22 protein-coding genes are annotated in these 22,472 nt (G+C 40.4%); 17 read left to right on the top strand and 5 right to left on the bottom strand.

Going from position 1 to position 22,472, the window contains the following annotated elements; genetic code table 11:
* Positions 1–155 precede the first annotated feature (155 nt).
* Positions 156–1,142: an L-lactate dehydrogenase gene (locus H7T99_RS08840; RefSeq protein WP_037600761.1), complete on the bottom strand. Its 987-nt coding sequence runs from the start codon at positions 1,140–1,142 to the stop codon at positions 156–158.
* Positions 1,143–1,361: 219 nt separating this feature from the next.
* Between H7T99_RS08840 and gyrA the strand changes: the two genes are divergently transcribed.
* From gyrA to H7T99_RS08815, 5 genes are all read left to right on the top strand, one after another.
* Complete coding sequence (gyrA, locus tag H7T99_RS08835; protein WP_037600763.1) at positions 1,362–3,830, top strand: DNA gyrase subunit A; 2,469 nt, start codon at positions 1,362–1,364, stop codon at positions 3,828–3,830.
* A complete protein-coding gene (locus H7T99_RS08830; RefSeq protein WP_037600766.1) occupies positions 3,830–4,591 on the top strand; it encodes a class A sortase in 762 nt (253 codons plus the stop codon). The genes gyrA and H7T99_RS08830 overlap by 1 nt, the downstream gene beginning before the upstream one ends.
* 36 nt (positions 4,592–4,627) lie before the next feature.
* Complete coding sequence (locus H7T99_RS08825; protein WP_037597911.1) at positions 4,628–5,029, top strand: VOC family protein; 402 nt, start codon at positions 4,628–4,630, stop codon at positions 5,027–5,029.
* 114 nt (positions 5,030–5,143) lie between these two features.
* Complete coding sequence (locus H7T99_RS08820) at positions 5,144–6,112, top strand: DUF1002 domain-containing protein (RefSeq protein ID WP_037600769.1); 969 nt, start codon at positions 5,144–5,146, stop codon at positions 6,110–6,112.
* A 139-nt stretch (positions 6,113–6,251) separates the two neighbouring features.
* A complete protein-coding gene (locus H7T99_RS08815; RefSeq protein ID WP_037600772.1) occupies positions 6,252–7,514 on the top strand; it encodes an NRAMP family divalent metal transporter in 1,263 nt (420 codons plus the stop codon).
* A gap of 126 nt (positions 7,515–7,640) precedes the next feature.
* Here H7T99_RS08815 and H7T99_RS08810 read toward each other — a convergent pair whose 3' ends face one another.
* From H7T99_RS08810 to yghU, 4 genes are all read right to left on the bottom strand, one after another.
* Entirely contained in the window at positions 7,641–7,883 is a 243-nt protein-coding gene (locus tag H7T99_RS08810; protein WP_003093591.1) for a type B 50S ribosomal protein L31, read from the bottom strand.
* Positions 7,884–7,988: 105 nt separating this feature from the next.
* Positions 7,989–8,921, bottom strand: coding sequence for an FAD:protein FMN transferase (locus H7T99_RS08805; protein ID WP_037600775.1), 933 nt, complete (start codon positions 8,919–8,921; stop codon positions 7,989–7,991).
* Complete coding sequence (locus tag H7T99_RS08800; protein WP_037600778.1) at positions 8,908–9,852, bottom strand: DHH family phosphoesterase; 945 nt, start codon at positions 9,850–9,852, stop codon at positions 8,908–8,910. Before H7T99_RS08800 ends, H7T99_RS08805 begins: the two co-directional genes overlap by 14 nt.
* Before the next feature lie 79 nt (positions 9,853–9,931).
* Positions 9,932–10,720, bottom strand: coding sequence for a glutathione-dependent disulfide-bond oxidoreductase (yghU, locus tag H7T99_RS08795; protein WP_037600781.1), 789 nt, complete (start codon positions 10,718–10,720; stop codon positions 9,932–9,934).
* Between the two features lie 172 nt (positions 10,721–10,892).
* Here yghU and add point away from each other — a divergent pair, with 172 nt between their 5' ends.
* The 12 genes from add to H7T99_RS08735 all read left to right on the top strand — a co-directional run bounded on the left by add (position 10,893) and on the right by H7T99_RS08735 (position 22,464).
* Positions 10,893–11,903 carry an adenosine deaminase gene (gene add / locus H7T99_RS08790; RefSeq protein WP_037600784.1) on the top strand — a complete coding sequence of 337 codons (1,011 nt, stop codon included), beginning with the start codon at positions 10,893–10,895 and terminating at the stop codon, positions 11,901–11,903.
* A 184-nt stretch (positions 11,904–12,087) separates the two neighbouring features.
* On the top strand, positions 12,088–12,684 hold the full coding sequence (locus H7T99_RS08785; RefSeq protein WP_021144015.1) for a thymidine kinase: 597 nt from the start codon (positions 12,088–12,090) through the stop codon (positions 12,682–12,684).
* A gap of 37 nt (positions 12,685–12,721) precedes the next feature.
* Positions 12,722–13,801 (top strand): peptide chain release factor 1, encoded by a 1,080-nt coding sequence (gene prfA, locus H7T99_RS08780; protein ID WP_004182370.1) that lies wholly within the window; start codon positions 12,722–12,724, stop codon positions 13,799–13,801.
* Positions 13,798–14,631 carry a peptide chain release factor N(5)-glutamine methyltransferase gene (prmC, locus tag H7T99_RS08775; protein WP_037600787.1) on the top strand — a complete coding sequence of 278 codons (834 nt, stop codon included), beginning with the start codon at positions 13,798–13,800 and terminating at the stop codon, positions 14,629–14,631. The genes prfA and prmC overlap by 4 nt, the downstream gene beginning before the upstream one ends.
* Entirely contained in the window at positions 14,618–15,229 is a 612-nt protein-coding gene (locus H7T99_RS08770) for an L-threonylcarbamoyladenylate synthase (RefSeq protein WP_037600790.1), read from the top strand. The genes prmC and H7T99_RS08770 overlap by 14 nt, the downstream gene beginning before the upstream one ends.
* Position 15,230: 1 nt before the next feature.
* Positions 15,231–15,668: a GNAT family N-acetyltransferase gene (locus tag H7T99_RS08765; protein WP_037600793.1), complete on the top strand. Its 438-nt coding sequence runs from the start codon at positions 15,231–15,233 to the stop codon at positions 15,666–15,668.
* 130 nt (positions 15,669–15,798) lie between these two features.
* On the top strand, positions 15,799–17,049 hold the full coding sequence (glyA, locus tag H7T99_RS08760) for a serine hydroxymethyltransferase (RefSeq protein WP_002891158.1): 1,251 nt from the start codon (positions 15,799–15,801) through the stop codon (positions 17,047–17,049).
* 5 nt (positions 17,050–17,054) lie between these two features.
* Positions 17,055–18,032, top strand: a complete 978-nt coding sequence (locus tag H7T99_RS08755) for a nucleoid-associated protein (protein WP_002891157.1) — start codon at positions 17,055–17,057, stop codon at positions 18,030–18,032.
* Between the two features lies 1 nt (position 18,033).
* Positions 18,034–18,645 carry a lysozyme family protein gene (locus H7T99_RS08750; RefSeq protein WP_037600796.1) on the top strand — a complete coding sequence of 204 codons (612 nt, stop codon included), beginning with the start codon at positions 18,034–18,036 and terminating at the stop codon, positions 18,643–18,645.
* Positions 18,646–18,676: 31 nt separating this feature from the next.
* On the top strand, positions 18,677–20,416 hold the full coding sequence (locus tag H7T99_RS08745) for an ABC transporter ATP-binding protein (RefSeq protein ID WP_037600799.1): 1,740 nt from the start codon (positions 18,677–18,679) through the stop codon (positions 20,414–20,416).
* Complete coding sequence (locus H7T99_RS08740) at positions 20,406–22,154, top strand: ABC transporter ATP-binding protein (protein ID WP_037600802.1); 1,749 nt, start codon at positions 20,406–20,408, stop codon at positions 22,152–22,154. Before H7T99_RS08745 ends, H7T99_RS08740 begins: the two co-directional genes overlap by 11 nt.
* Before the next feature lie 178 nt (positions 22,155–22,332).
* Positions 22,333–22,464, top strand: coding sequence for a teichoic acid D-Ala incorporation-associated protein DltX (locus H7T99_RS08735; RefSeq protein ID WP_002885174.1), 132 nt, complete (start codon positions 22,333–22,335; stop codon positions 22,462–22,464).
* Positions 22,465–22,472 lie beyond the last annotated feature (8 nt).

Here is a 22,472-nt window from a genome sequence, read left to right as displayed (position 1 = left end):
AAGGTGGTGCTGAAGGGAAACCATTCGGTAGGCCTTTAGGCCTCGGCCGGTAGCAGAGGCTTTCAGCCGAAGAGCAAGCCACCCGTTCTCACGGGTGGTTTTGACTAATACGAAAAAAGCCTCCTACTGGAGACTTTTATTTAACTAATGTTAGATTAGTTTTTTGAAGCTTCTTGGAATTCAGGGTTTTTCCATGCTTCATCAATGATAGCTTGCAATTCGTCAGCAGAAGCTTTCATTTTTTGTTGTTCAGCATCGTTCAATGGGATGTTAACTGGACGTACGATACCGTGTGCACCTACGATTGCAGGTTGACCGATAAAGACGTTGCTTACACCATATTGACCTTCTTGGAATACAGACAATGGAAGTACTGCATTTTCATCGTCAAGAATAGCTTTAGTGATACGAGCAAGGGCAACGGCGATACCATAGTAAGTAGCACCTTTTTTGTTGATGATTGTGTAAGCGGCATCACGAACACCTTCGAACAATTCAACCAATTCAGATTCTTGAACGTTTTGAGTGTCTTTAAGGAATTCTTCAAGGTTTACACCGGCGATGTTAGCGTGTGACCAAACGGCAAATTCTGAGTCACCGTGTTCACCCATGATGTAGGCGTGAACTGAACGAGCATCAACGCCAAGTTTTTCAGCAAGTGCTTGACGGAAACGAGCTGAGTCAAGTGAAGTACCTGAACCGATAACGCGTTCTTTAGGGAATCCTGAGAATTTCCATGTTGAGTAAGTCAATACGTCAACTGGGTTAGCTGCTACAAGGAAGATTCCATTGAAGCCTGATTCAACAACTTGAGTAACGATAGATTTGTTGATAGCAAGGTTTTTACCAACAAGATCAAGACGAGTTTCACCTGGTTTTTGTGGAGCACCAGCAGTGATAACTACAAGGTCAGCATCCGCACAGTCTTCGTATTTAGCTGCGTAGATTTTTTTAGGTGAAGTGAAAGCAAGCGCGTGGCTAAGGTCAAGCGCATCACCAACAGCTTTTTCGAACAATTGTGGAATTTCGATGATACCAAGTTCTTGAGCGATACCTTGGTTTACAAGTGCGAAAGCGTAAGATGAACCTACGGCACCGTCACCAACGAGGATGACTTTTTTGTGTTGTTTAGTTGCAGTCATGGGTCTAAACATCTCCTTATTTTTTAATTGGGTTACCCCGTACACTGCTTATTCTACCACTTTAAGTGATGGATGTCACGAAATAATAAGGAAATAATAGATGAAAGCGTTTACACAACTGAAAAGTAAAGCGTTTTATGGTATAATATTATAGAAATTTTCTATTCTCTTTTATTAGAGTTTGGAATGATTTGAATGAAAGAAAAGAGGCATTTTTGAGTGCAAGATAATAATTTAATTGACGTTAATTTGACGTCTGAGATGAAGACGAGCTTTATCGATTATGCCATGAGTGTTATCGTGTCTCGTGCTCTCCCAGATGTTCGTGACGGTTTAAAACCTGTACAACGTCGTATTCTATATGGAATGAATGAGCTTGGGGTGACACCTGATAAGCCACATAAAAAATCTGCCCGTATTACCGGGGATGTCATGGGTAAATATCACCCACACGGAGACTCATCTATCTATGAAGCCATGGTTCGTATGGCGCAATGGTGGAGCTACCGTTACATGTTGGTTGACGGTCACGGGAACTTTGGTTCTATGGATGGTGATGGGGCTGCCGCTCAGCGTTATACTGAGGCGCGTATGTCTAAAATCGCCTTGGAAATGCTTCGTGATCTCAATAAGAATACCGTTGATTTTCAAGATAACTATGATGGATCAGAACGTGAGCCAATCGTTCTTCCGTCACGTATTCCAAACCTTCTTGTCAATGGTGCGACAGGGATTGCCGTTGGTATGGCGACTAACATCCCACCACACAATTTGGCTGAAACGATTGATGCTGTCAAATTGATGATGGATAATCCTGAAGTCACAACACGTGAACTGATGGAAGTTCTTCCTGGACCAGACTTTCCAACTGGTGGCTTGGTCATGGGGAAATCTGGTATTCACCGTGCATATGAAACTGGTAAGGGTTCTATTGTTCTTCGTTCACGTACCGAAATTGAAACAACTAAATCAGGTCGTGAGCGTATTGTTGTTACTGAGTTTCCTTACATGGTCAATAAGACTAAGGTCCATGAACATATCGTTCGTTTAGCTCAAGAAAAGCGTATTGAAGGGATTACAGCAGTCCGTGATGAGTCTTCTCGCGAAGGCGTACGTTTTGTCATCGAAGTGCGTCGTGATGCTTCTGCTAATGTTATCTTGAACAATTTGTTCAAATTAACGCAACTTCAGACAAACTTCAGCTTCAACATGTTAGCCATAGAAAAGGGTGTTCCTAAAATCCTTTCTTTGCGTCAAATCTTGGCTGACTATATTGCTCACCAACAAGAAGTTGTGGTTCGTCGTACACAGTTTGACAAGGATAAGGCTGAGGCACGTGCCCACATTTTAGAAGGTTTGTTGATTGCCCTTGATCATTTGGATGAAGTGATTACGATTATTCGTAACAGTCAAACTGATGCTGAGGCTCAAGCTGAGTTGATGGCTCGCTTCGAACTCACGGAACGTCAAAGTCAAGCTATTCTTGATATGCGTTTGCGTCGTTTGACAGGTTTGGAACGTGATAAGATTCAAAATGAGTACAATGATCTCTTGGCTCTGATTGCTGATTTAGCTGATATTTTGGCAAAACCAGAACGTGTCATTGCTATCATCAAGGAAGAATTGGACGAAAGCAAGCGTAAATTTGCAGATGCTCGCCGCACAGAGCTTATGGTCGGAGAAGTTATTTCTCTTGAAGATGAGGACCTCATCGAGGAAGAAGATGTTGTTATCACTCTCTCAAATAAAGGGTATATTAAACGTTTAGCCCAAGACGAGTTCCGTTCACAAAAACGTGGTGGTCGCGGTGTCCAAGGTACTGGTGTTAACGATGATGACTTTGTTCGTGATATTGTCTCAACAAGCACTCATGATCACCTTTACTTCATGACTAATAAGGGGCGTGTATACCGTCTTAAGGGGTATGAAATCCCAGAATACGGTCGCACAGCCAAAGGTTTACCTATCGTCAACCTCTTGAAGTTGGACGAAGGTGAGTCCATTCAAACAGTCATTAACGCCAAGAGTGATGAAGCTTCTGAAAATAATCACCTTGTCTTTGTAACTCGCCAAGGTCTAGTTAAACGTACAAAAGAAGCGGAATTTAAGAACATTCGTCAAAATGGGTTGATTGCCTTGAAACTTAGAGAAGGTGACGAGCTAATCAATGTTTTCTTGACTACAGGAAATGAAGAAATTGTCATTGGTACCAAGTTTGGATACAGTGTACGCTTCAAGGAAAATACGATTCGAAGCATGAGTCGTATGGCTGCCGGTGTTAAAGGGGTAACTCTTCGTGATGGTGACCAAGTTGTTGGTGCAGCTGCCATTACAGAAGACCAAGAAGTCTTGATTATCACTGAAAAAGGTTACGGTAAGCGTACCTCAGCTACTGAATACCCAACGAAGGGTCGTGGTGGTAAAGGTATCAAGACTGCCAATATCACAGAGAAGAATGGTAACCTAGCAGGTATTGTAACAGTGTCTGGTGATGAGGATATCATGGTCATCACCGATACAGGTGTTATCATCCGTACTGCCGTTGCTAATATTTCACAAACTGGTCGTGCCACTCAAGGGGTTAAGGTCATGCGTTTGGATGACTCTGCTCGTATTGTAACCTTTGCTTTAGTTGAGCCAGAAGAAGTTGAACAAGCTTCCGAAGATCAAGAAAGTGGTGACAACTAATGAGCAAAGATAAGAAAAATAACGTAACAAAAAAACGCCGTAAGTGGCTTGATATTCTTCGCTGGGTGTTGATTGTTGTTCTCTTAGTTGTTGGTCTAGCCTTGATTTTCAATAAGTCTATTCGAAACACAGTGATTGCTTGGAATACAAATAAGTATCAAGTGAGCAAGGTTTCTAAAAAGACTATTGAGAAAAACAAGGAAGCTAAGACTAGCTTTGACTTTGATACCGTTAAATCGATTAGTACAGAGTCTGTCTTGCAGGCACAGATGGATGCTCAAGAGCTTCCTGTCGTTGGTGGTATTGCTATTCCAGAGGTAGGTATCAATCTCCCTATTTTCAAAGGACTTGGCAATACAGAGTTGACTTACGGTGCAGGAACGATGAAAGAAGATCAAGTCATGGGTGGTGAAAATAACTATTCACTAGCTAGCCACCACGTCTTTGGTATTGCCGGTGCATCTGATATGCTATTTTCACCGCTAGATAAGGCTAAGGAAGGTATGAAGATTTATCTTACGGATAAAAATAAAGTCTATACTTATGTTATTAGTGAGGTGAAGGTTGTTCAACCAACTGAAGTAGCAGTAGTTGATGATACACCTGGCAAGTCTGAAGTTACCCTTGTAACTTGTACGGATGCCGAAGCAACTCAGCGTACAATCGTCAAAGGTGAATTGAAATCACAGGTAGATTTTGATAAGGCAAGTTCAGATATTATTGAAGCCTTTAATAAGTCATACAATCAATTTCAAAGTTAAGAAAGGGCCTTCGGGCCTTTTTCAATGGAGGAAAATATGTTTTTAAATACAGTGCACCATGTTGCTATTATTGTTTCTGATTATGACTTGTCTCGAGATTTTTATGTCAATAAACTTGGTTTTGAGATTATTCGGGAAAATCACCGTCCGGAACGTCATGATTATAAGTTAGACCTACGCTGTGGAGGTATAGAACTTGAAATCTTTGGCAATAAGACCAGTGATCCGAACTATGTGGAGCCCCCAAAACGTCCGTCTTATCCTGAGGCATGTGGCTTACGTCATTTAGCTTTCAGAGTGACTAATATTGAAGAGGTCGTCAAAGAGTTAGAACAAAAGGGTATCTCCTGCCAACCTATTCGCAAGGACACTTTTACCGGTGAAAAGATGACTTTCTTTGCTGATCCAGATGGTCTTCCTTTGGAGTTGCACGAGTAGTTTTTTTAACCTTAATTTTTTAAGTCATGGTATAATAGGTGAGCGACTGAGCCTAGAGCCAGTCGTCCTTTAGGAGATTATGGAATACTATTCTATTTTCGAAAGGAAACACACATGAAATTGAAAAAACTTCTTGTTACTGGGATGGCTATATTGGCTTCAGTAACAGCCTTTACTTCGGTTGCTCAAGCAGCAACATCTTCACAAGTCCAAAAGGTTATTGATGAATCTTATGTTCAACCAGACTATGTGATGGGGTATTCATTGTCGGAAGAGCAACGAAATGAAACCTTGAATTTATTAGGGTATGATAGTAGTAAGGATACTAATGTCAAGACCTTGACGACATCTGCTTACGCCAATATCATGAATGTGGCTGACGATTCTAGTCTTCAGCTATATTCTTCGGTTAAGATTGCTAAGCTGGGTGCTAAGGAAACCTTGAGTGTAGAGATTGTGACACCGCAAAATATCACGAAAATCACTCCAGATATGTACCGTAATGCTGCCACGACACTTGGTATTGAACATGCTAAGATTACGGTAGCAGCACCAATCGCAGTTACTGGAGAAAGTGCCTTGGCTGGTATTTACTATTCCCTTGAGCAAAATGGGGCTAAAGTTTCAGATGAAAGCAAAGAGCTTGCGCAAGAGGAACTCAAAACCCTTTCTCAAATTAATGAGGAAAATTCAGGCAAGAGTGACTATGATGCGGACAAGCTTAATGTAGCTATGACTGATATTAAGTCAGCAGTTGCTGATAAAGGGGATAAGTTGACTGAAGACCAAGCTAAAACGATTGTTCAGCAAACAATTAATAATTACAACTTGAATCTTTCTGATACGCAAATTAACCTTCTGGTGAATTTTGCTATGAATTTATCTAAGTCTTCAATCATTGATAGTGCTAGCTTTAAGTCAACCTTGAGTTCACTTAAAGATTCTATCGTTTCGAAAGCTGGTAATACTTTCTCTGGAATCAACCTAAACTTTAATGCCAACAAAGCGGTTGAGAACAGCAAAAATATTTTTGCACAAATCTGGCAAGCTATCGTAGATTTCTTTACAGGACTTTCTAAATAGTAAAAGAGCTATCCATTTGGATGGCTTTTTTCTATTTTTCAGAAAATATGTGAAATTCTATTGAAATTATTCCAACAATTGTGTAAAAGGTAAACATCAATTCAGATTATTCTGAAAATTTATTTTAGGAGATTCTCTTATGTCAGAAACAAGTATATCTAGTCAGTCTACCTGGCGTAGTAAAATAAAAGCAATGGGACCTGGTATCCTAATGGCTTCAGTGGCCGTAGGTGGTTCCCACATCGTTTCATCAACTCAAGCGGGTGGTTCTTATGGATGGGCCTTGCTAGGCTTGGTTATTCTAGCTAACCTCTTTAAATACCCATTCTTCCGTTTTGGTGCTGAGTATACCGCAGATACGGGTAAAACCCTTGTTGAAGGTTATGCTGAGAAAGGTAAGTTCTATCTTTGGGTATTCTTCATTTTGAATGTCTTTTCAGCCTTGGTTAATACTGCAGGTGTTTCTATTCTTTGTTCAGCCATCATTGCTAGTGCCTTTCCAATGCTTGGTTTGAGTATTACCACATGGTCAATCATTTTGGTTGCAATCATTTGGGGTATGTTACTTTTTGGTGGTTACAAACTTCTTGATGGTATGGCTAAATGGATCATGTCAGCCTTGACTATTGCAACAGTAGCAGCAGTTATTATTGCGGCAATCAAACATCCAGAGTACAGTGCTAACTTCGTTGAAAATAAACCGTGGAAATTAGCAGCCCTTCCATTTATTGTTTCACTTCTTGGATGGATGCCAGCTCCAATTGAAATTTCAGCCATTAACTCACTTTGGTCAGCAGAGAAAAAGAAAACGGTTGATTTTAACACTGATGATGCCCTCTTTGACTTTAACGTTGGTTTCATCGGAACAGCTATTCTTGCAGTATTCTTTGTAGCACTCGGTGCTCTTATCCAGTATCCAACTGGTAAACCAGTAGAAGCAGCATCAGCTAAGTATATTGCTCAGTTTGTTGGTATGTATGCCTCAGTACTTGGTGAGTGGTCACGCTATTTGATTACCTTTATCGCTTTCTTATGTATCTTTGGTACTGTGATCACTGTTATCGATGGTTATTCACGTGTTAACGAAATTTCTCTTCGTCTTTTGTTTAACCAAAAAGAAAAAAATCAAACACCATTGAATGTTTGGATGACACTGACAGCTATTCTTGGTCTCATCATTATTTTCTTCTTCCAAGGTCAAGTAGCAACAATGCTTCGTTTTGCCATGATTGGTTCATTCCTTACAACACCTTTCTTTGCGCTTTTGAATTATGTACTTGTTACAAAAGCAAAGAGAGACCTTCCAACTTGGTTGAAAGGTCTTGCTATTGCAGGTTTGATTTTCTTGTTCGGATTTGCCCTCTTCTTTATCTGGGCTTTGGCTATTGGTAAAGCAGGTTAATAGGATTAAACGGTTTCCATATGGAAGCTGTTTTTTTTTATTTTAAAGGAGGGGGGAGGAGAGAATATACCCAAGAGAATACAAAAAAACCATTCCAATTGGAATGGCTTAACAACAAGATGTTGCTTATTTGAGACCGTATTTTTTGTTGAAACGATCCACGCGTCCGTCTGCTTGAGTGAATTTTTGACGGCCAGTGTAGAATGGGTGTGAATCTGATGAAATTTCTACACGGATAAGTGGATAAGTTTCACCTTCGAATTCAACTGTTTCGTTTGAGTGTTTAGTTGAACCGCTAAGGAATTGGTAACCAGTAGTTGTGTCCATGAATACTACTTGACGGTAATCTGGATGGATATCTTTTTTCATGTTAAAATATTTCCTTTCTGCCATGGTACTTTCCGCACCATAGTTTTTTTAACTATTTTAGTTTATCAAAAGGTGGTCTTCTTGACAAGTCTTTTTTACTATTTTTTAGGAAATTCGCATTTTGTAAATGCCACTTGTCTGAAAGCATCGATTATCTTTATCAACGATGATAGCTTCAAGATTTGGTTGTGAACTAACTTCCTGGAAAATGCGTTCTAGACTTGAGCAAAATAAACGTGTCGTCCAAATTTCACCATCGACTGAGAGGGATGAAATGATGGTAAGACTAGCTAAATCACAAGAGACAGGGTAGCCAGTTTGACTATCGAAAATATGATGATAGGTTTTGCCATTTATTTCAAAAGTGCGTTCATAGATTCCTGAAGTGACAATAGACTGGTCTCTTATAGCAAGCACCATAAGATTTGTGTTTCTAGTCTCCTTGGGATTTTGAATACCAATCCGCCATTTTTTATCAGGATTATGGAGAGCTGGTCCAAAGGTTAGAACATTACCTCCAAGATTAATCAGGGCACTGGTCACTTTTTCCGCTTTAAGAAAATCTGCAATACGATCTGCAATATATCCTTTTGCCAGGGCACCAAGATCAATTTTCATCCCTTTTTCTTTGAGAAAAACGCTTTGATTTTCCTCGGATAGAACAATGGCATTGGGATTGATAATTTGCAGGAGCGGAGGAATTTCTTCAGGCAGAGGCAGCTTGGCATCCGAAAAACCAATGCGCCAAGTCTGAATGAGAGGTCCTATGGCAATGTTAAGGTGACTTTCAGGTTGGCAGCTATGCCATTTTCCAAGAGCAATAAGTTCAAAAAGCTCTGGGTGAACCGTCACCGAATGTAAGCCTGCTGCCTTGTTAATTTTCATGAGTTCGGAACTGTCATCATTGGCTGAGAAACGCTTATTGTAGGTATGTAGGAGTGCTTCAACCTGGTCTAGCAGGGGTTCTGGTTCTTCATGATAGATAGAGACGTCAATCACAGTCCCCATGAGACGTACACGACGATTAGTGAGTTGCATGGGCAACGGTATCCTTGATTTCTTGATAGATTTGTTCGTTTTCGTCTAAGCTGTAGGAATTGGCACCACTAGCAAGTGGGTGGCCTCCACCGTCATGACGTTTAGCAATCTCGTTGATGACAATGCTTTTACTGCGCAGACGTACACGGTAATGCCCTTCAGGCTGCTCTACGAAAATAGCCCAAGATTCGACGCAATCAATACGACCTGGAGTACCAACAATTGCAGAACTTTCAGCATCAGTGACATTGAATTCATCCAAAATCTTTCGTGTCAAGACAACTCGAGCTGCACCATTTTCATCGACTTCTAGGTTATCAAAAACATAACCTTGTAATTTAGCAATTTTGAATGGGAAACTATCCATACGACGAGCTATTGCTGCAAAATCAAAGTCGTATTCACGAAGTTTAGCCGCAATTTGAAGTGTTTTAGGTGTCGTAGACGGAAAGAGGAAGCGACCTGTATCGCCAACAATACCATTGTAAAGAACACGAGCAGCGGCATCTGACAAGGAAAGGCCAAGAGTGAGAGCCCAGTCAGTCACAATTTCGCTGGCACTTGAAGCAGTCGTATCAACTAAGAGGAGATCGCCGTAGGCATCGTCGTTAGGATGATGGTCAATTTTGATAAGAAATTCCCCCTTATCAAAACGGTCGTCGTCGATACGAGGAGTGTTGGCTGTATCGGTAACAATAACAAGCGCTCCTTCATAGTCTTGGTCAGTTACCTTATCCATTTCAGCAATCCAAGATAAGGTAGGTTCATTGACACCTGTCGCAAGAACCTTTTTATCTGGAAAGTTTGTTTTTAAAATTTCCTTCAGTCCTACCTGACTACCAATGGCATCAGGGTCAGGTCTTTGGTGGCGGTGAATAATAATAGTGTCATGGGCTTTAATTTTTTCTAAAATAGCTTGAAATACAGTCATGAATATCTCCTTGTGATTTTGTTTCTATTATATCATGAAATAATAGAAAAACGGTTAGCCTAGGCAAACCGTTGTAAAATTAGATATCTTTATAGTCGACTTCAAGTCCACGTTTAACCGCTGGACGGTTGGCAATTTTTTCAGTCCATGCTTGAAGGTGCTTGTACTCTTTAACATCAAGGAAAATACCAGCCTTGTCCCAAATCTTATCTTGAGCAAGACGGCCATACCAAGACCAAATTGCGATATCAGCGATAGTGTATTCATCACCAGCAATATAAGGTTTGGTTGCTAATTCTTTATCTAGCAAGTCAAGTTGGCGTTTGGCTTCCATAGCAAAACGGTTGATGGCATATTCGATTTTTTCAGGTGCATAGTGGAAGAAGTGCCCAAAACCACCACCTAAGAAGGGAGCAGCACCTGTTTGCCAAAAGAGCCAGTTGAGAACTTCCGTACGTTTTGCGTGATCAGTTGGAATGAGTTTTCCGAATTTTTCAGCCAAGTAAAGCAGGATGTTAGCTGATTCAAAGACACGAACCGGTTGGTCTTCAGAGTAATCCATCATGGCTGGAATCTTTGAGTTTGGATTGATTGAAACAAAGTCGGATCCGAATTGGTCACCGTCACCAATCTTAATACGATAAGCGTCATAGCCCGCTTGAGTAACACCGAGTTCTTTTAGTTCTTCAAGCATGATAGTTGCCTTGATACCATTAGGTGTCGGAAGAGTATAGAGTTGGAAAGGTTGGTCACCTTTAGGTAAAGTTTGTTCAAAACGTGCACCAGCTGTAGGTTGATTGAGGCCGCCCCAGGCACCTCCCATAGAGGTTGGATTTTGCCAAACTTCTGGTAAAATATAGTCAGACATAAAGTTTCTCCTTGTATTCTTGATAGTTACATCCTAACAAAATGCTAATGGCATTTCAAGAATCTACTACGTCCTATTAGCGCGCCATCTTGACTTTTTCTATAAGAATGATAAGATAGTAAAAATTAATTTTTAACTGATAAAAACATATTGTTTAGAGAGGAAGAAAAGAATGACTGCTATTGATTTTCATAAGTTGGCTAAAACAGAACTACACTGCCATTTGGATGGTTCTCTATCATTGGAAACTATTCGTCACCTAGCTGACTTAGCAAAGATTGAGTTACCTAAGGATGATGCGGAGCTCAAACACCATGTGACAGCCCCGGCTACCTGTGAGAGTCTCCTAGATTATCTAGAGGCTTTTGATTATATTCGTCCTTTGCTTCAAACAAAGGAAGCTTTGACTATTGCGGCTTATGATGTCGCTAAACAGGCTGCTCTTGAAAATGTTATCTATATTGAAGTGCGTTTTGCTCCCGAATTGTCAATGGATAAGGGGTTGACTGTCGCTGAAATCATTGATGCCGTTTGTCAAGGCTTACGTCAAGCTCAAGAAGAATTTGGAATTGTAGCTAAGGCCTTAGTTTGTGGCATGCGTCAATCAAATCAAGATTTAACGGCTCGTATTCTTAATGAAGCAAATAAGGTTGAAGATAGTGACTTTGTTGGTTTTGATTTTGCCGGAGATGAGCATCATTATGGACCTAAAGCGATTAAACCTCTAATTGAACAAGTCCAAAGTTACAACCGTCACATGACTTTTCATGCTGGTGAGTGTGGTTGCCCAGCCTTTTTGGCTGAGTCGATTGCCATGGGAATTAAGCGTAATGGTCATGCAACGATCTTGGCTCAAGAGCCTGAGCTTCTGGAAGAGTTTGTTAAAAATGGTGTGACAGGAGAGTTATGTTTAACAAGTAATCTCCAGACCAAGGCAGCCGTTACAGTTGATGATTTTCCTTATCTAAAAATGAAAGCGGCGGGTGCTAATATTACCATTAATACGGACAATCGTACCGTTTCTGATACAAACCTGACTAAAGAGTACGAACTCTATCACAAGCATTTTGATAGCTCAGTTCAAGACTTCTATGTTCATAATAAGACGGCAATCGAAGCTTCATTTGCTAGCGATGAGGAGAAAGAAGAACTTCTTGAAAAATTGGCTAAAGCCTATTCATAGGAAGTAAATAGACTGGTAAAACTATATTAGGGTGATAAGATTGAGCCATTTGAAACACAAGTCAAACCTACCATAAAAATAAGGGAGTGAGGCGAACTTTTTTCAAAAATTGTTCAGTCTCCCTCCCTTTTACGCTTGGAATTATGATAAAATAAGTACAATACATATTTTAGAGGAGACTGGTTTGGCACAACTTTATTTTCGCTACGGCACCATGAATTCTGGGAAATCCATTGAGATTCTTAAGGTTGCCTATAATTACGAAGAACAAGGAAAACCAGTGGTACTATTGACCAGTCGTTTGGATAATCGAGATGGGGTCGGCTATATCTCGAGTCGTATTGGCATGAAGCGGAAGGCCTATCCTATTGGTGATGATACGGATATTTTTGGTTACATTGCTAATATGGATCCACGACCTTACTGTGTTTTAGTTGATGAGGCACAGTTTTTGACCCGTGCGAATGTCTATGATTTGGCACGAATTGTTGATGAGTTAGATATCCCAGTGATGGCTTTTGGTCTCAAAAATGATTTTCAGAACAATCTCTTTGAAGGTTCTAAATATCTCTTGCTTTTGTCTGATAAGATTGATGAGATCAAGACCATTTGTCATTATTGCTCGAGAAAAGCAACCATGGTCCTTCGTATGGAGGATGGGAAGCCAGTTTATGAGGGAGCACAAGTTCAAATTGGAGGACACGAGAGTTATATCTCTGTTTGTCGAAAGCACTGGTTTAATCCCCCTCAAGAAAACATAATCCCTTTGAATAAGGCCTAAAAATGACTATTAGTTATATAAGGAGTAAAGATAACAAATGAATATTTATGATCAGTTACAAGCGGTTGAAGACCGTTATGAGGAATTGGGTGAATTGCTTAGTGACCCTGAAGTCGTTTCAGACACTAAACGCTTCATGGAGTTGTCACGTGAAGAGGCAAATACTCGTGAAACTGTGACAGCTTACCGTGAGTACAAGCAAGTCATTCAAAGTATCTCAGATGCTGAAGAGATGATTAAGGAAGCAAGCGGTGATCCTGATTTGGAAGAAATGGCTAAGGAAGAGCTTAAAGAATCCAAAGCCGCTAAAGAAGAGTATGAAGAACGTTTGAAAATTCTTCTCTTGCCAAAAGACCCTAATGATGACAAGAATATTATCCTCGAAATCCGTGGAGCCGCAGGTGGTGATGAAGCTGCCTTGTTTGCAGGTGACCTTTTAGCTATGTACCAAAAATACGCAGAAACACAAGGTTGGCGCTTTGAGGTTATGGAAGCATCTTACAATGGTGTTGGTGGTATCAAAGAAGTGGTTGCCATGGTTTCAGGACAATCAGTCTACTCAAAACTCAAATATGAATCAGGAGCACACCGTGTACAACGTGTGCCTGTAACTGAGAGCCAAGGTCGTGTTCATACCTCGACAGCAACTGTTTTGGTTATGCCAGAAGTTGAAGAAGTAGAGTACGAAATTGATCCTAAGGACCTTCGTGTCGATATCTATCACGCATCTGGTGCTGGTGGTCAGAACGTCAATAAGGTTGCGACTGCGGTTCGTATGGTTCACATTCCTACTGGAATCAAAGTAGAGATGCAAGAAGAACGTACGCAACAGAAGAACCGTGATAAAGCCATGAAGATTATCCGTGCGCGTGTTGCGGACCACTTTGCACAGATTGCTCAAGATGAACAAGATGCTGAGCGTAAGTCTACTGTTGGTACAGGGGACCGTTCAGAGCGTATCCGTACTTACAACTTCCCACAAAACCGTGTGACAGACCACCGTATTGGCTTAACCCTTCAAAAACTAGATACTATTTTGGCTGGGAAAATGGATGAAGTCATTGATGCTCTTGTTCTTTACGATCAAACTCAAAAATTGGAAGAGCTTAACAAATGATTCTAGCGGATGTTCTGGCTGACTATGAGAAGCAGCTTGAGGCTGTTGGAGAAGAGCCAGAGGCCCTTTCCTTTGTTTATCGAGGTTTGAAGCAGTGGGACTTGACTCATTTTGTTCTTCAATTGCGTCAGGAAGTTTCAGAGGAAGATGCTGAGCTATTAGCTCATGCATTTAGCCAACTAAAGAAACACAAGCCTGCTCAGTATATCTTGGGCTATGAAGACTTTCATGGTTTACGTTTTCAGGTTGATGAACGTGTATTGATTCCACGTCCTGAAACTGAGGAACTAGTGGACTTGATCTTAGCGGAAAACCCACGCACAGAGCTTAAGGTTCTTGATATTGGAACAGGGAGTGGTGCTATTTCGGTATCCCTGAAAAAGAGTCGCCCCCTTTGGCAAGTAACAGCTAGTGACTTATCAGTGGATGCGATAGAGCTTGCTCAGGAGAATGCTAAGCTAAATCAGGTAGCCATCAGCTTTGTTCAATCAAATGTTTTCGAAAATATTTCTGGCAGTTTTGATATCATTGTGTCAAACCCTCCCTATATTTCTGAAAATGATAAGAACGAAGTTGGTATCAATGTCTTGGCTAGCGAGCCAAAGATGGCCTTGTTTGCTGATGAAGAGGGACTTGCCATTTATAGACAGATTATTGAGGAGGCAGATAAGTATTTGACTCCTAGTGGAAAGCTCTACTTTGAAATTGGCTATAAGCAGGGCCAGGATTTGAAGAAACTCTTGTCTCTACATTTTCCTGATAAGCGAGTGCGTGTCCTTAAGGACCAATTTGGACAAGATAGAATGGTCGTGATGGATGATGAAAAGTAAGAAAGTATTAAGAGAAATCTTGGCTGACGGTGGTGCAGTCGTTCTTCCTACAGAGACTGTCTATGGTCTATTTGCTAAAGCTATGGATGAGAGTGCTGTAAACCATGTCTATGAGCTGAAAAATCGTCCTAGAGATAAAGCCATGAATTTGAATGTTGCTTCTTATGAAGATATCTTGTCCTATTCAAAAGATCAGCCCGACTATCTCAAAAAAATTTACAATGCTTTTTTGCCTGGGCCATTGACCATCATTTTAAAAGCTAATAGTCAAGTACCTAAGTGGATTAATTCGGGTTTAGCGACAGTTGGCTTCCGTTTGCCAGACCATCCTGTCACTAGAGAGCTAATTCAAGCGGAGGGGCCTTTGATTGGTCCATCTGCTAATAAGTCTGGGAAGGCTAGTGGTCGTCATTTCGACGATATTAGAGTACAATTTGATTTTCAGGTGACTGGCTATCAAGATGACGCTGCCTTGTTGGGTGTAGATTCGACTATTTTAGACTTATCTGGCAACAAGGTAAAAATTTTACGGCAAGGTTCTATCACTCAAGAAGACATTCTTGCCAAGCTACCAAAAATCCCTTTTGAGGAGGTATAACATGCTACGTGATTTGATAGCGACAGATGTTGAAGCAATTTGTGAGATAAACAAAGAGGCTTTAGGTTATGCTTTTGGTTCAGAGGAAACGGCTAGTCAACTAGCTAGATTATCCAAAGACCCACATCATTTTCTACTAGGTTATGAGGATGATGCTAGTCATGAACTCTTTGGCTACGTTCATGCAGAGGTTTATGAGTGTCTCTATTCCAATGCAGGATTTAATATCTTGGCCTTGGCAGTTTTACCTCAAAGACAAGGGATGGGGATTGGTAAAATTTTACTTGAAGGGTTGGAGCAAGAAACAAAAAGACGCGGTTATGAGTTTATTCGCTTAAATTCTGCAGACCATCGTCTGGGTGCGCATGCATTTTATGAAAAAGTAGGTTATACTTGTGATAAAATGCAGAAACGGTTTATTAAATTGACAAAAGGATAAGACCTATTGGCGGCTCTACCCGAGTTGACCATAGAATAAATGACTAACAGAGACCTATGGAAGTGTGAGATAATTTCCGACTGTATGTGGGTGAGTTGATTGAACCCATTAGACCTCAAAGGAGACCTCTATGATTTTTGATAAAGAAGATTACAAAGCATTTGACCCTGAACTTTGGAATGCCATTGATGCTGAGGCTGAACGCCAACAAAACAATATTGAGTTGATTGCCTCTGAGAACGTGGTATCTAAAGCTGTTATGGCTGCTCAAGGAACTCTCTTGACTAACAAGTACGCAGAAGGCTATCCAGGTAAACGTTACTATGGTGGTACAGACGTGATTGATGTGGTTGAGTCTCTTGCTATTGAGCGTGCCAAAGAACTTTTTGGAGCAAAATTTGCCAACGTGCAACCTCACTCAGGTAGCCAAGCCAATGCTGCTGTTTACATGTCATTAATCCAACCAGGTGATACGGTTATGGGAATGGATCTGTCAGCGGGTGGTCACTTGACACACGGTGCACCAGTTAGCTTCTCTGGTAAGACCTATAACTTCGTCGCTTACAATGTGGATAAGGAAACTGAACTCCTAGATTATGATGCCATTCTTGCGCAGGCTAAAGAAGTGCAACCAAAACTCATCGTGGCTGGTGCTTCAGCTTACTCTCGTATCATTGATTTTGCAAAATTCCGTGAAATTGCCGATGCTGTAGGTGCTTACCTCATGGTAGATATGGCTCACATTGCAGGTCTTGTAGCGTCTGGTCATCACCCAAGTCCAGTTCCTCATGCACATGTGACAACTACAACAACTCACAAGACACTTCGTGGTCCTCGCGGTGGTTTAATTTTGACTGATGATGAAGATATCGCTAAGAAATTGAATTCTGCGGTCTTCCCTGGTTTGCAAGGTGGTCCATTGGAACACGTTATTGCTGCTAAGGCTGTTGCTCTTAAAGAAGCACTTGACCCTGCCTTTAAGGAATATGGGGAAAATGTTATCAAGAACGCAGCTGCCATGGCTGACGTTTTCAATCAACATCCAGATTTCCGTGTTATCTCAGGTGGAACTAACAATCACCTCTTCTTGGTTGATGTGACTAAAGTTGTTGAAAATGGTAAGGTTGCACAAAACGTTCTTGAAGAAGTTAATATTACTTTGAACAAGAATGGTATTCCTTACGAGCAATTGTCTCCATTCAAGACATCTGGTATCCGTGTTGGTAGTCCAGCCATTACAAGTCGTGGTATGGGTGAAGCTGAGAGCCGTAAAATTGCTGAATTAATGGTTGAAGCTTTGGAAAATCACGATAAACCTGAAGTTTTGGAACGCATTCGTGGAGAGGTTAAAGCTCTTACAGATGCTTTCCCACTCTATTAAAAAATATGTTAGATTTATATATTAAACGCATTATCATTCACCAGTTTTCGCCAAATGATACGGAGCTGGTTTTAGCAGAAGGGCCTCTTGAAATAACGCCACGCTTAGATGAGTATTTTAGAAAGAAACTCTCTAAAGTTTTCTCTGATGAGGCTAAACGTGGCTTTTTCGATGCAGAGAATGTTTTCATTAGTCATCTAGGAGATGATTTGATGGAAAGCTCAGTTAAGATTGCCCAACTTTGGAAGGAAGAATTTGTCATTTCTGAAGATCAAAAGACCAATGATTTGGTCTTTATTCAGTTTGACAAAGAAGGGCAAGAGTATTTTGCTTTCTTGCGTATTGCTCTCAAGGACAGTTTGATTCATTCTTTGGGAGATAGCCAACATCCTATTCAATTGTCACAAAATAATTTGCCTTCTGCGGCCCAGACACCTGATGAAGCTTTGGTAATCAATCGTAGTAGTAAGCAGTATTATTTGATTGAAAAGCGAATCAAGCATAATGGAAGCTTTGCCAATTATTTCTCTGAAAATCTGTTGCAAGTCCAGCCTGAACAATCTGTCAAAAAATCGATTAAGATGGTTGAAGATACTGCCCAGAAGATTGCCGAGAATTTTAATCAGGATGATTTTAACTTCCAAGGAAAAATGAAATCTGCTATTTTCAATAATTTGGAAGAAGATCAAGAGTTATCACCTGAAAAATTGGCAGACCAGCTCTTTGATAACAATTTGACAGCTCGTTTGACCTTCGTTGATGAGCTCAAAGAGGCCATACCTGAGCCTATCTCGGTATCAGATATTGACCATTCGCGTCAAATTAAGAAATTGGAGAATCAAAAATTATCGTTATCGAACGGAATTGAGTTAATTGTGCCTAATAATGTGTATCAGGATGCTGATAGTGTTGAGTTTATTCAAAATCCTGATGGCACCTACTCTATTCTCATCAAAAATATCGAGGATATCATCAATAAATAATATGTTTAAATGGATAAGACGTCTGGCGGTTTTTGTCGTAGTCCTCATCATAGGTATCCAATGCTATCGAATCCATGCCAATGTTCAACATGTCTTAACCTATGAATCCATGGTTAAGGAGGTATTGGCTGAGGACGACATTGATAATACAACCAATGTTGATTTGGTGTTGGCTATGATCTACACAGAAACCAAGGGGAAGACAGATGACGTGATGCAGTCCAGTGAAAGTTCTACAGGGGTGACTAACTCCATCACAGATCGAAAAGAAAGTATTCGTCAAGGGGTGACGGTGCTGTCAGAAAATCTGGAAGAAGCTGTCCACCATAAGGTGGATCCTTGGACAGCAGTACAAGCTTATAATTTTGGTAAGGCCTATATCGATTATGTGGCTGATAATGGTGGAGTTAACACCGTCGAATTAGCAAAAGCTTATTCAAAAAATGTCGTTGCTCCAAGTCTAGGAAATATCAGTGGAGAAACTTACACCTATTACCAACCGGTTGCCATGTACTATGGTGGCGGAAAACTTTATACAAATGGCGGAAATATTTATTACGCCAAAGAAGTGCAGTTTAACCTCTTTTTGATGCGTATGTTCTCTCGTCTCTAAGAGGATACGCTTCATTCTTAAGGAAAGACAAATGAAAGCATTATTAGTTTATTTTAAAGGATATGTCAAAGACAGCATCCTGGGACCCGTTTTTAAATTAATCGAAGCCAGTTTCGAACTTTTGGTCCCACTAGTCATTGCTGGAATTGTCGACACAACTATTCCAAATAAAGACAAAAATCATCTCTTTTTGATGATTTTTATCTTGTTTGGACTTGCCGTTATTGGTGTTGTCGTTGCTATTTCAGCACAGTATTTTTCATCAAGAGCAGCAGTTGGTTATGCGCGAGTGTTGACTAATGACCTCTATGAGAAAATCATGCGTTTATCAAAGGAAAAGCGCGATGAGATTGGAACTTCAAGTTTGGTAACACGCCTGACTGGTGATACCTTTCAAATCCAAACGGGGATAAATCAATTTTTGAGGCTCTTTTTGAGGGCACCAATTATTGTGATAGGAGCCATTATTATGGCATTCCGAATCAGTCCACGCTTGACTCTCTGGTTTCTTGGTATGGTCTTGGTATTGACCCTTATTATTGTACTAGCTAGTCGCATCGTCAATCCTTTATACGCCAAGATTCGAGTGATTAATGAGTCAATTGTTACTAATACGCGCCAACAACTTGAAGGTATGAGGGTTATTCGTGCCTTTGGTCAGAGTGAGCGTGAATTAGATAACTTCACGACTGTTAATAAAGACCTGAAGAAGTGGCAACTCAAAACAGGCGTGATAGCAAGTCTCATTAGTCCTTTGACTTTCTTAGTTGTTAATATGACTTTGATTGCTGTCCTTTGGCAAGGAAATCTGCAAATTCAAGGTGGGCTCTTGTCTCAAGGGATGCTGATTGCTCTGGTCAATTATCTCTTGCAAATTTTGACGGAGCTTCTTAAATTGGCTATGATGTTGACCAATCTTAACCAGAGCTTTATTTCGGCGAAAAGGGTACAAGCTATTTTTGAACTCCAAGATGAGGATATTGAGGCACCTTTAACACTAAGAAAACCAGATCAGTCGGAAACAGGACTTGCTATTGACCACATGACCTTTACCTATCCGACTGCTAGTCAACCATCACTAAAAGAGATTGATTTAAAGATTGCTAGAGGTGAGTCACTGGGTATTATTGGTGGTACTGGTTCGGGTAAATCGACCTTGGTAAACTTAATCATGAACTTATATCAACCTCAGATGGGTTCTTTAGCTATTTTCAAAAATCAACAATCACCAAAAAATCTTAAAGAGTGGCGTTCTTGGGTTGCTTATGTCCCACAAAAAGCTGAGTTATTTAGGGGAACCATTCGTTCAAACTTGTCACTAGGACTTGATTACGAACCAAGTGATAAGGAATTGTGGCATGCTCTTGACATGGCTCAGGCTGCTGACTTTGTAAAAGACAAAGACCTTGGTTTAGATGAGCCAGTTGAGTCATTTGGCCGTAATTTTTCAGGTGGTCAACGTCAGCGCTTGACTATTGCGCGTGCGCTGATGAGACCAGCGCCGTTCTTGATTTTGGATGACTCAACCTCAGCCCTAGATTACCTGACTGAAAGTCGCCTACTAGCGGCTATTAGAGATAATCTTAAATCAACTAGTTTGATTATTATTTCGCAAAGAACAAATAGCCTAAAAGCAGTTGATCAAATTTTGGTGCTTGATAAGGGGCATCAAGTTGGCTTGGGAAATCATGAAGCGTTGCTTAACACTAATAAACTCTATCAAGACATTCATTATTCTCAACACCAAAAGGAGGTCGCTGATGAAGGCTAGAAATAACAAATCAACGCTTAAACGTTTAAGTAGAGATATCTTAAGTCAGCGTTACCTCTTTGCCTTAGCAACTGTTGGGACCATTATTCAAGTTACCTTAACGGTTTACTTACCTATCTTAATTGGTGATGCAGTTGATGCTGTTCTTAAGATGAATGCCGTTCTTTTGATGTCACGTTTAATATGGCAGATGCTTGTAGTTATCATAGCCAATAGTGCGATCCAGTGGCTAAATCCTTTAATTTATAACCGTTTTATTTATTCTTATAGTGAAAGTTTACGTGAGAGAGTCATGCTGAAAATTCATGCCATGCCTCTCAGTTACCTTGACCGTCAAGGAACTGGAGATATGGTTAGCCGTGTGACTACAGATAGTGACCAATTAAATAACGGACTTCTCATGGTCTTTAACCAATTTTTCGTCGGGCTTTTGACCATATTTGTTATTATCATTACCATGGCTCGTTTGGACTGGTTCATGATGCTCTTAGTTCTAGTGATGACACCCCTGTCAATGCTTGTGGCACGTTTTATCGCCAAGAAGAGCTATCAACTCTATCGCAATCAAACCAAATGGCGAGGCATGCAAACTCAGTTGATTGAGGAAAGTTTGACTCAAGAAGCCTTAGTACAGAGTTTAAATGCTCAAGACCAGATGGTTAGGAGTTTTAAAGACGTCAATGGTAAGTATGCTGATTATTCACAGGGAGCTATCTTTTATTCGTCAGCGGTTAACCCAGCTACACGCTTTGTTAATAGTCTGATTTATGCTCTCATTGCAGGTGTTGGAGCCTATCGTATCATGTCAGGTGGCGCATTTACAGTGGGACAATTGACTACCTTCCTAAACTATGTCACTCAGTATACGAAGCCTTTCAATGACATTTCGTCTGTTCTTTCAGAACTTCAAAGTGCTTTGGCTTGTGCCGACCGCCTTTATATGATTTTAGATGAAGATGAAATACCAGAAACAGGCAATGTGGTTTTGGAAGAAGCAGATGTGCAAGGACGTTTTAAATTTGATCATGTTCAATTTGGTTATTTGCCTAATAAACCTCTTATCAAGGATTTGAGCATTGATATACCTGCGGCAAGTACTGTTGCCATTGTTGGCCCTACAGGAGCAGGCAAATCTACCCTCATTAATCTGCTCATGCGTTTCTACGATTTGGACAAGGGTCAAATTTTACTAGACGGTAGACCTATTACAGATTATACCCGTGAGAGCCTTCGCAAGCAGATTGGGATGGTTCTACAGGAAACTTGGCTAGAGGTCGGCACTATCCATGATAATATTGCTTACGGTAATCCAGAAGCCAGTCGTGAAGAAGTCATAGCAGCAGCCAAGGCTGCCAATGCAGATTTCTTTATTAAGCAGTTGCCTCAAGGCTATGACACCTACTTAAATGATGCGGGTCAATCGCTTTCTCAGGGACAACGTCAGCTTTTGACCATTGCTCGCATATTTGTCAATGTGCCTAAAATCTTAATCTTAGATGAAGCCACTTCAAGTATCGATACCCGTACAGAGCTTCTTATTCAAGAGGCCTTCGCTAAATTAATGAAAGGTCGAACAAGTTTCATCATTGCCCATCGATTATCTACCATTGAAAATGCGGACCTTATTTTGGTCATGAATAATGGGGATATCGTTGAACATGGAACCCATGAACAACTGATGCAAACTAGGGGAATGTACTATCGAATGCAGACAGCCCAAAAGACACAAAATAGTTAAATCTGACAGAGCTTTTAGGCTCTGTTTTTTTTTATCATTTTAGCTAACCATTTATCACTAAAACCTATTGATGAAAAAGAAATGAAATTTAGTTATTTTTTCTTTTTTATTGGAAAAAATGGCGATAAGATGGTAAACTAGAGAGGATATTATATAAAAAAAGGTATCGAAAATTAGAATGTTAAAACACAAAAACGTCCTAGTATTTTTAGGACAAACCTTGCTTTATTTCGCCATTTTTATGGCCCTAATTTATCTCTACAATTACCTAGGACAAGGTCAAGGTAATTTTATCTATAACGAATTTTAGGAAGAATA

Source organism: Streptococcus sp. 17.1 (assembly GCF_016648655.1).
Lineage (GTDB): Bacteria > Bacillota > Bacilli > Lactobacillales > Streptococcaceae > Streptococcus > Streptococcus salivarius_E.
The sequence above is the reverse complement of the archived record's forward strand: the minus strand, read 5'-3'. Positions and strand labels throughout refer to the sequence as shown.

Coding starts and splice junctions, on each gene's coding strand:
- glyA (WP_002891158.1), top strand. CDS start 15,799: ATGATTTTTGATAAAGAAGATTACAAAGCATTTGACCCTGAACTTTGG.
- prfA (WP_004182370.1), top strand. CDS start 12,722: ATGAATATTTATGATCAGTTACAAGCGGTTGAAGACCGTTATGAGGAA.
- H7T99_RS08755 (WP_002891157.1), top strand. CDS start 17,055: ATGTTAGATTTATATATTAAACGCATTATCATTCACCAGTTTTCGCCA.
- H7T99_RS08750 (WP_037600796.1), top strand. CDS start 18,034: ATGTTTAAATGGATAAGACGTCTGGCGGTTTTTGTCGTAGTCCTCATC.
- H7T99_RS08815 (WP_037600772.1), top strand. CDS start 6,252: ATGTCAGAAACAAGTATATCTAGTCAGTCTACCTGGCGTAGTAAAATA.
- H7T99_RS08800 (WP_037600778.1), bottom strand. CDS start 9,852: ATGACTGTATTTCAAGCTATTTTAGAAAAAATTAAAGCCCATGACACT.
- yghU (WP_037600781.1), bottom strand. CDS start 10,720: ATGTCTGACTATATTTTACCAGAAGTTTGGCAAAATCCAACCTCTATG.
- H7T99_RS08735 (WP_002885174.1), top strand. CDS start 22,333: ATGTTAAAACACAAAAACGTCCTAGTATTTTTAGGACAAACCTTGCTT.
- H7T99_RS08745 (WP_037600799.1), top strand. CDS start 18,677: ATGAAAGCATTATTAGTTTATTTTAAAGGATATGTCAAAGACAGCATC.
- H7T99_RS08820 (WP_037600769.1), top strand. CDS start 5,144: ATGAAATTGAAAAAACTTCTTGTTACTGGGATGGCTATATTGGCTTCA.
- H7T99_RS08825 (WP_037597911.1), top strand. CDS start 4,628: ATGTTTTTAAATACAGTGCACCATGTTGCTATTATTGTTTCTGATTAT.
- H7T99_RS08830 (WP_037600766.1), top strand. CDS start 3,830: ATGAGCAAAGATAAGAAAAATAACGTAACAAAAAAACGCCGTAAGTGG.
- H7T99_RS08805 (WP_037600775.1), bottom strand. CDS start 8,921: ATGCAACTCACTAATCGTCGTGTACGTCTCATGGGGACTGTGATTGAC.
- prmC (WP_037600787.1), top strand. CDS start 13,798: ATGATTCTAGCGGATGTTCTGGCTGACTATGAGAAGCAGCTTGAGGCT.
- H7T99_RS08765 (WP_037600793.1), top strand. CDS start 15,231: ATGCTACGTGATTTGATAGCGACAGATGTTGAAGCAATTTGTGAGATA.
- H7T99_RS08840 (WP_037600761.1), bottom strand. CDS start 1,142: ATGACTGCAACTAAACAACACAAAAAAGTCATCCTCGTTGGTGACGGT.
- H7T99_RS08810 (WP_003093591.1), bottom strand. CDS start 7,883: ATGAAAAAAGATATCCATCCAGATTACCGTCAAGTAGTATTCATGGAC.
- H7T99_RS08740 (WP_037600802.1), top strand. CDS start 20,406: ATGAAGGCTAGAAATAACAAATCAACGCTTAAACGTTTAAGTAGAGAT.
- add (WP_037600784.1), top strand. CDS start 10,893: ATGACTGCTATTGATTTTCATAAGTTGGCTAAAACAGAACTACACTGC.
- H7T99_RS08770 (WP_037600790.1), top strand. CDS start 14,618: ATGATGAAAAGTAAGAAAGTATTAAGAGAAATCTTGGCTGACGGTGGT.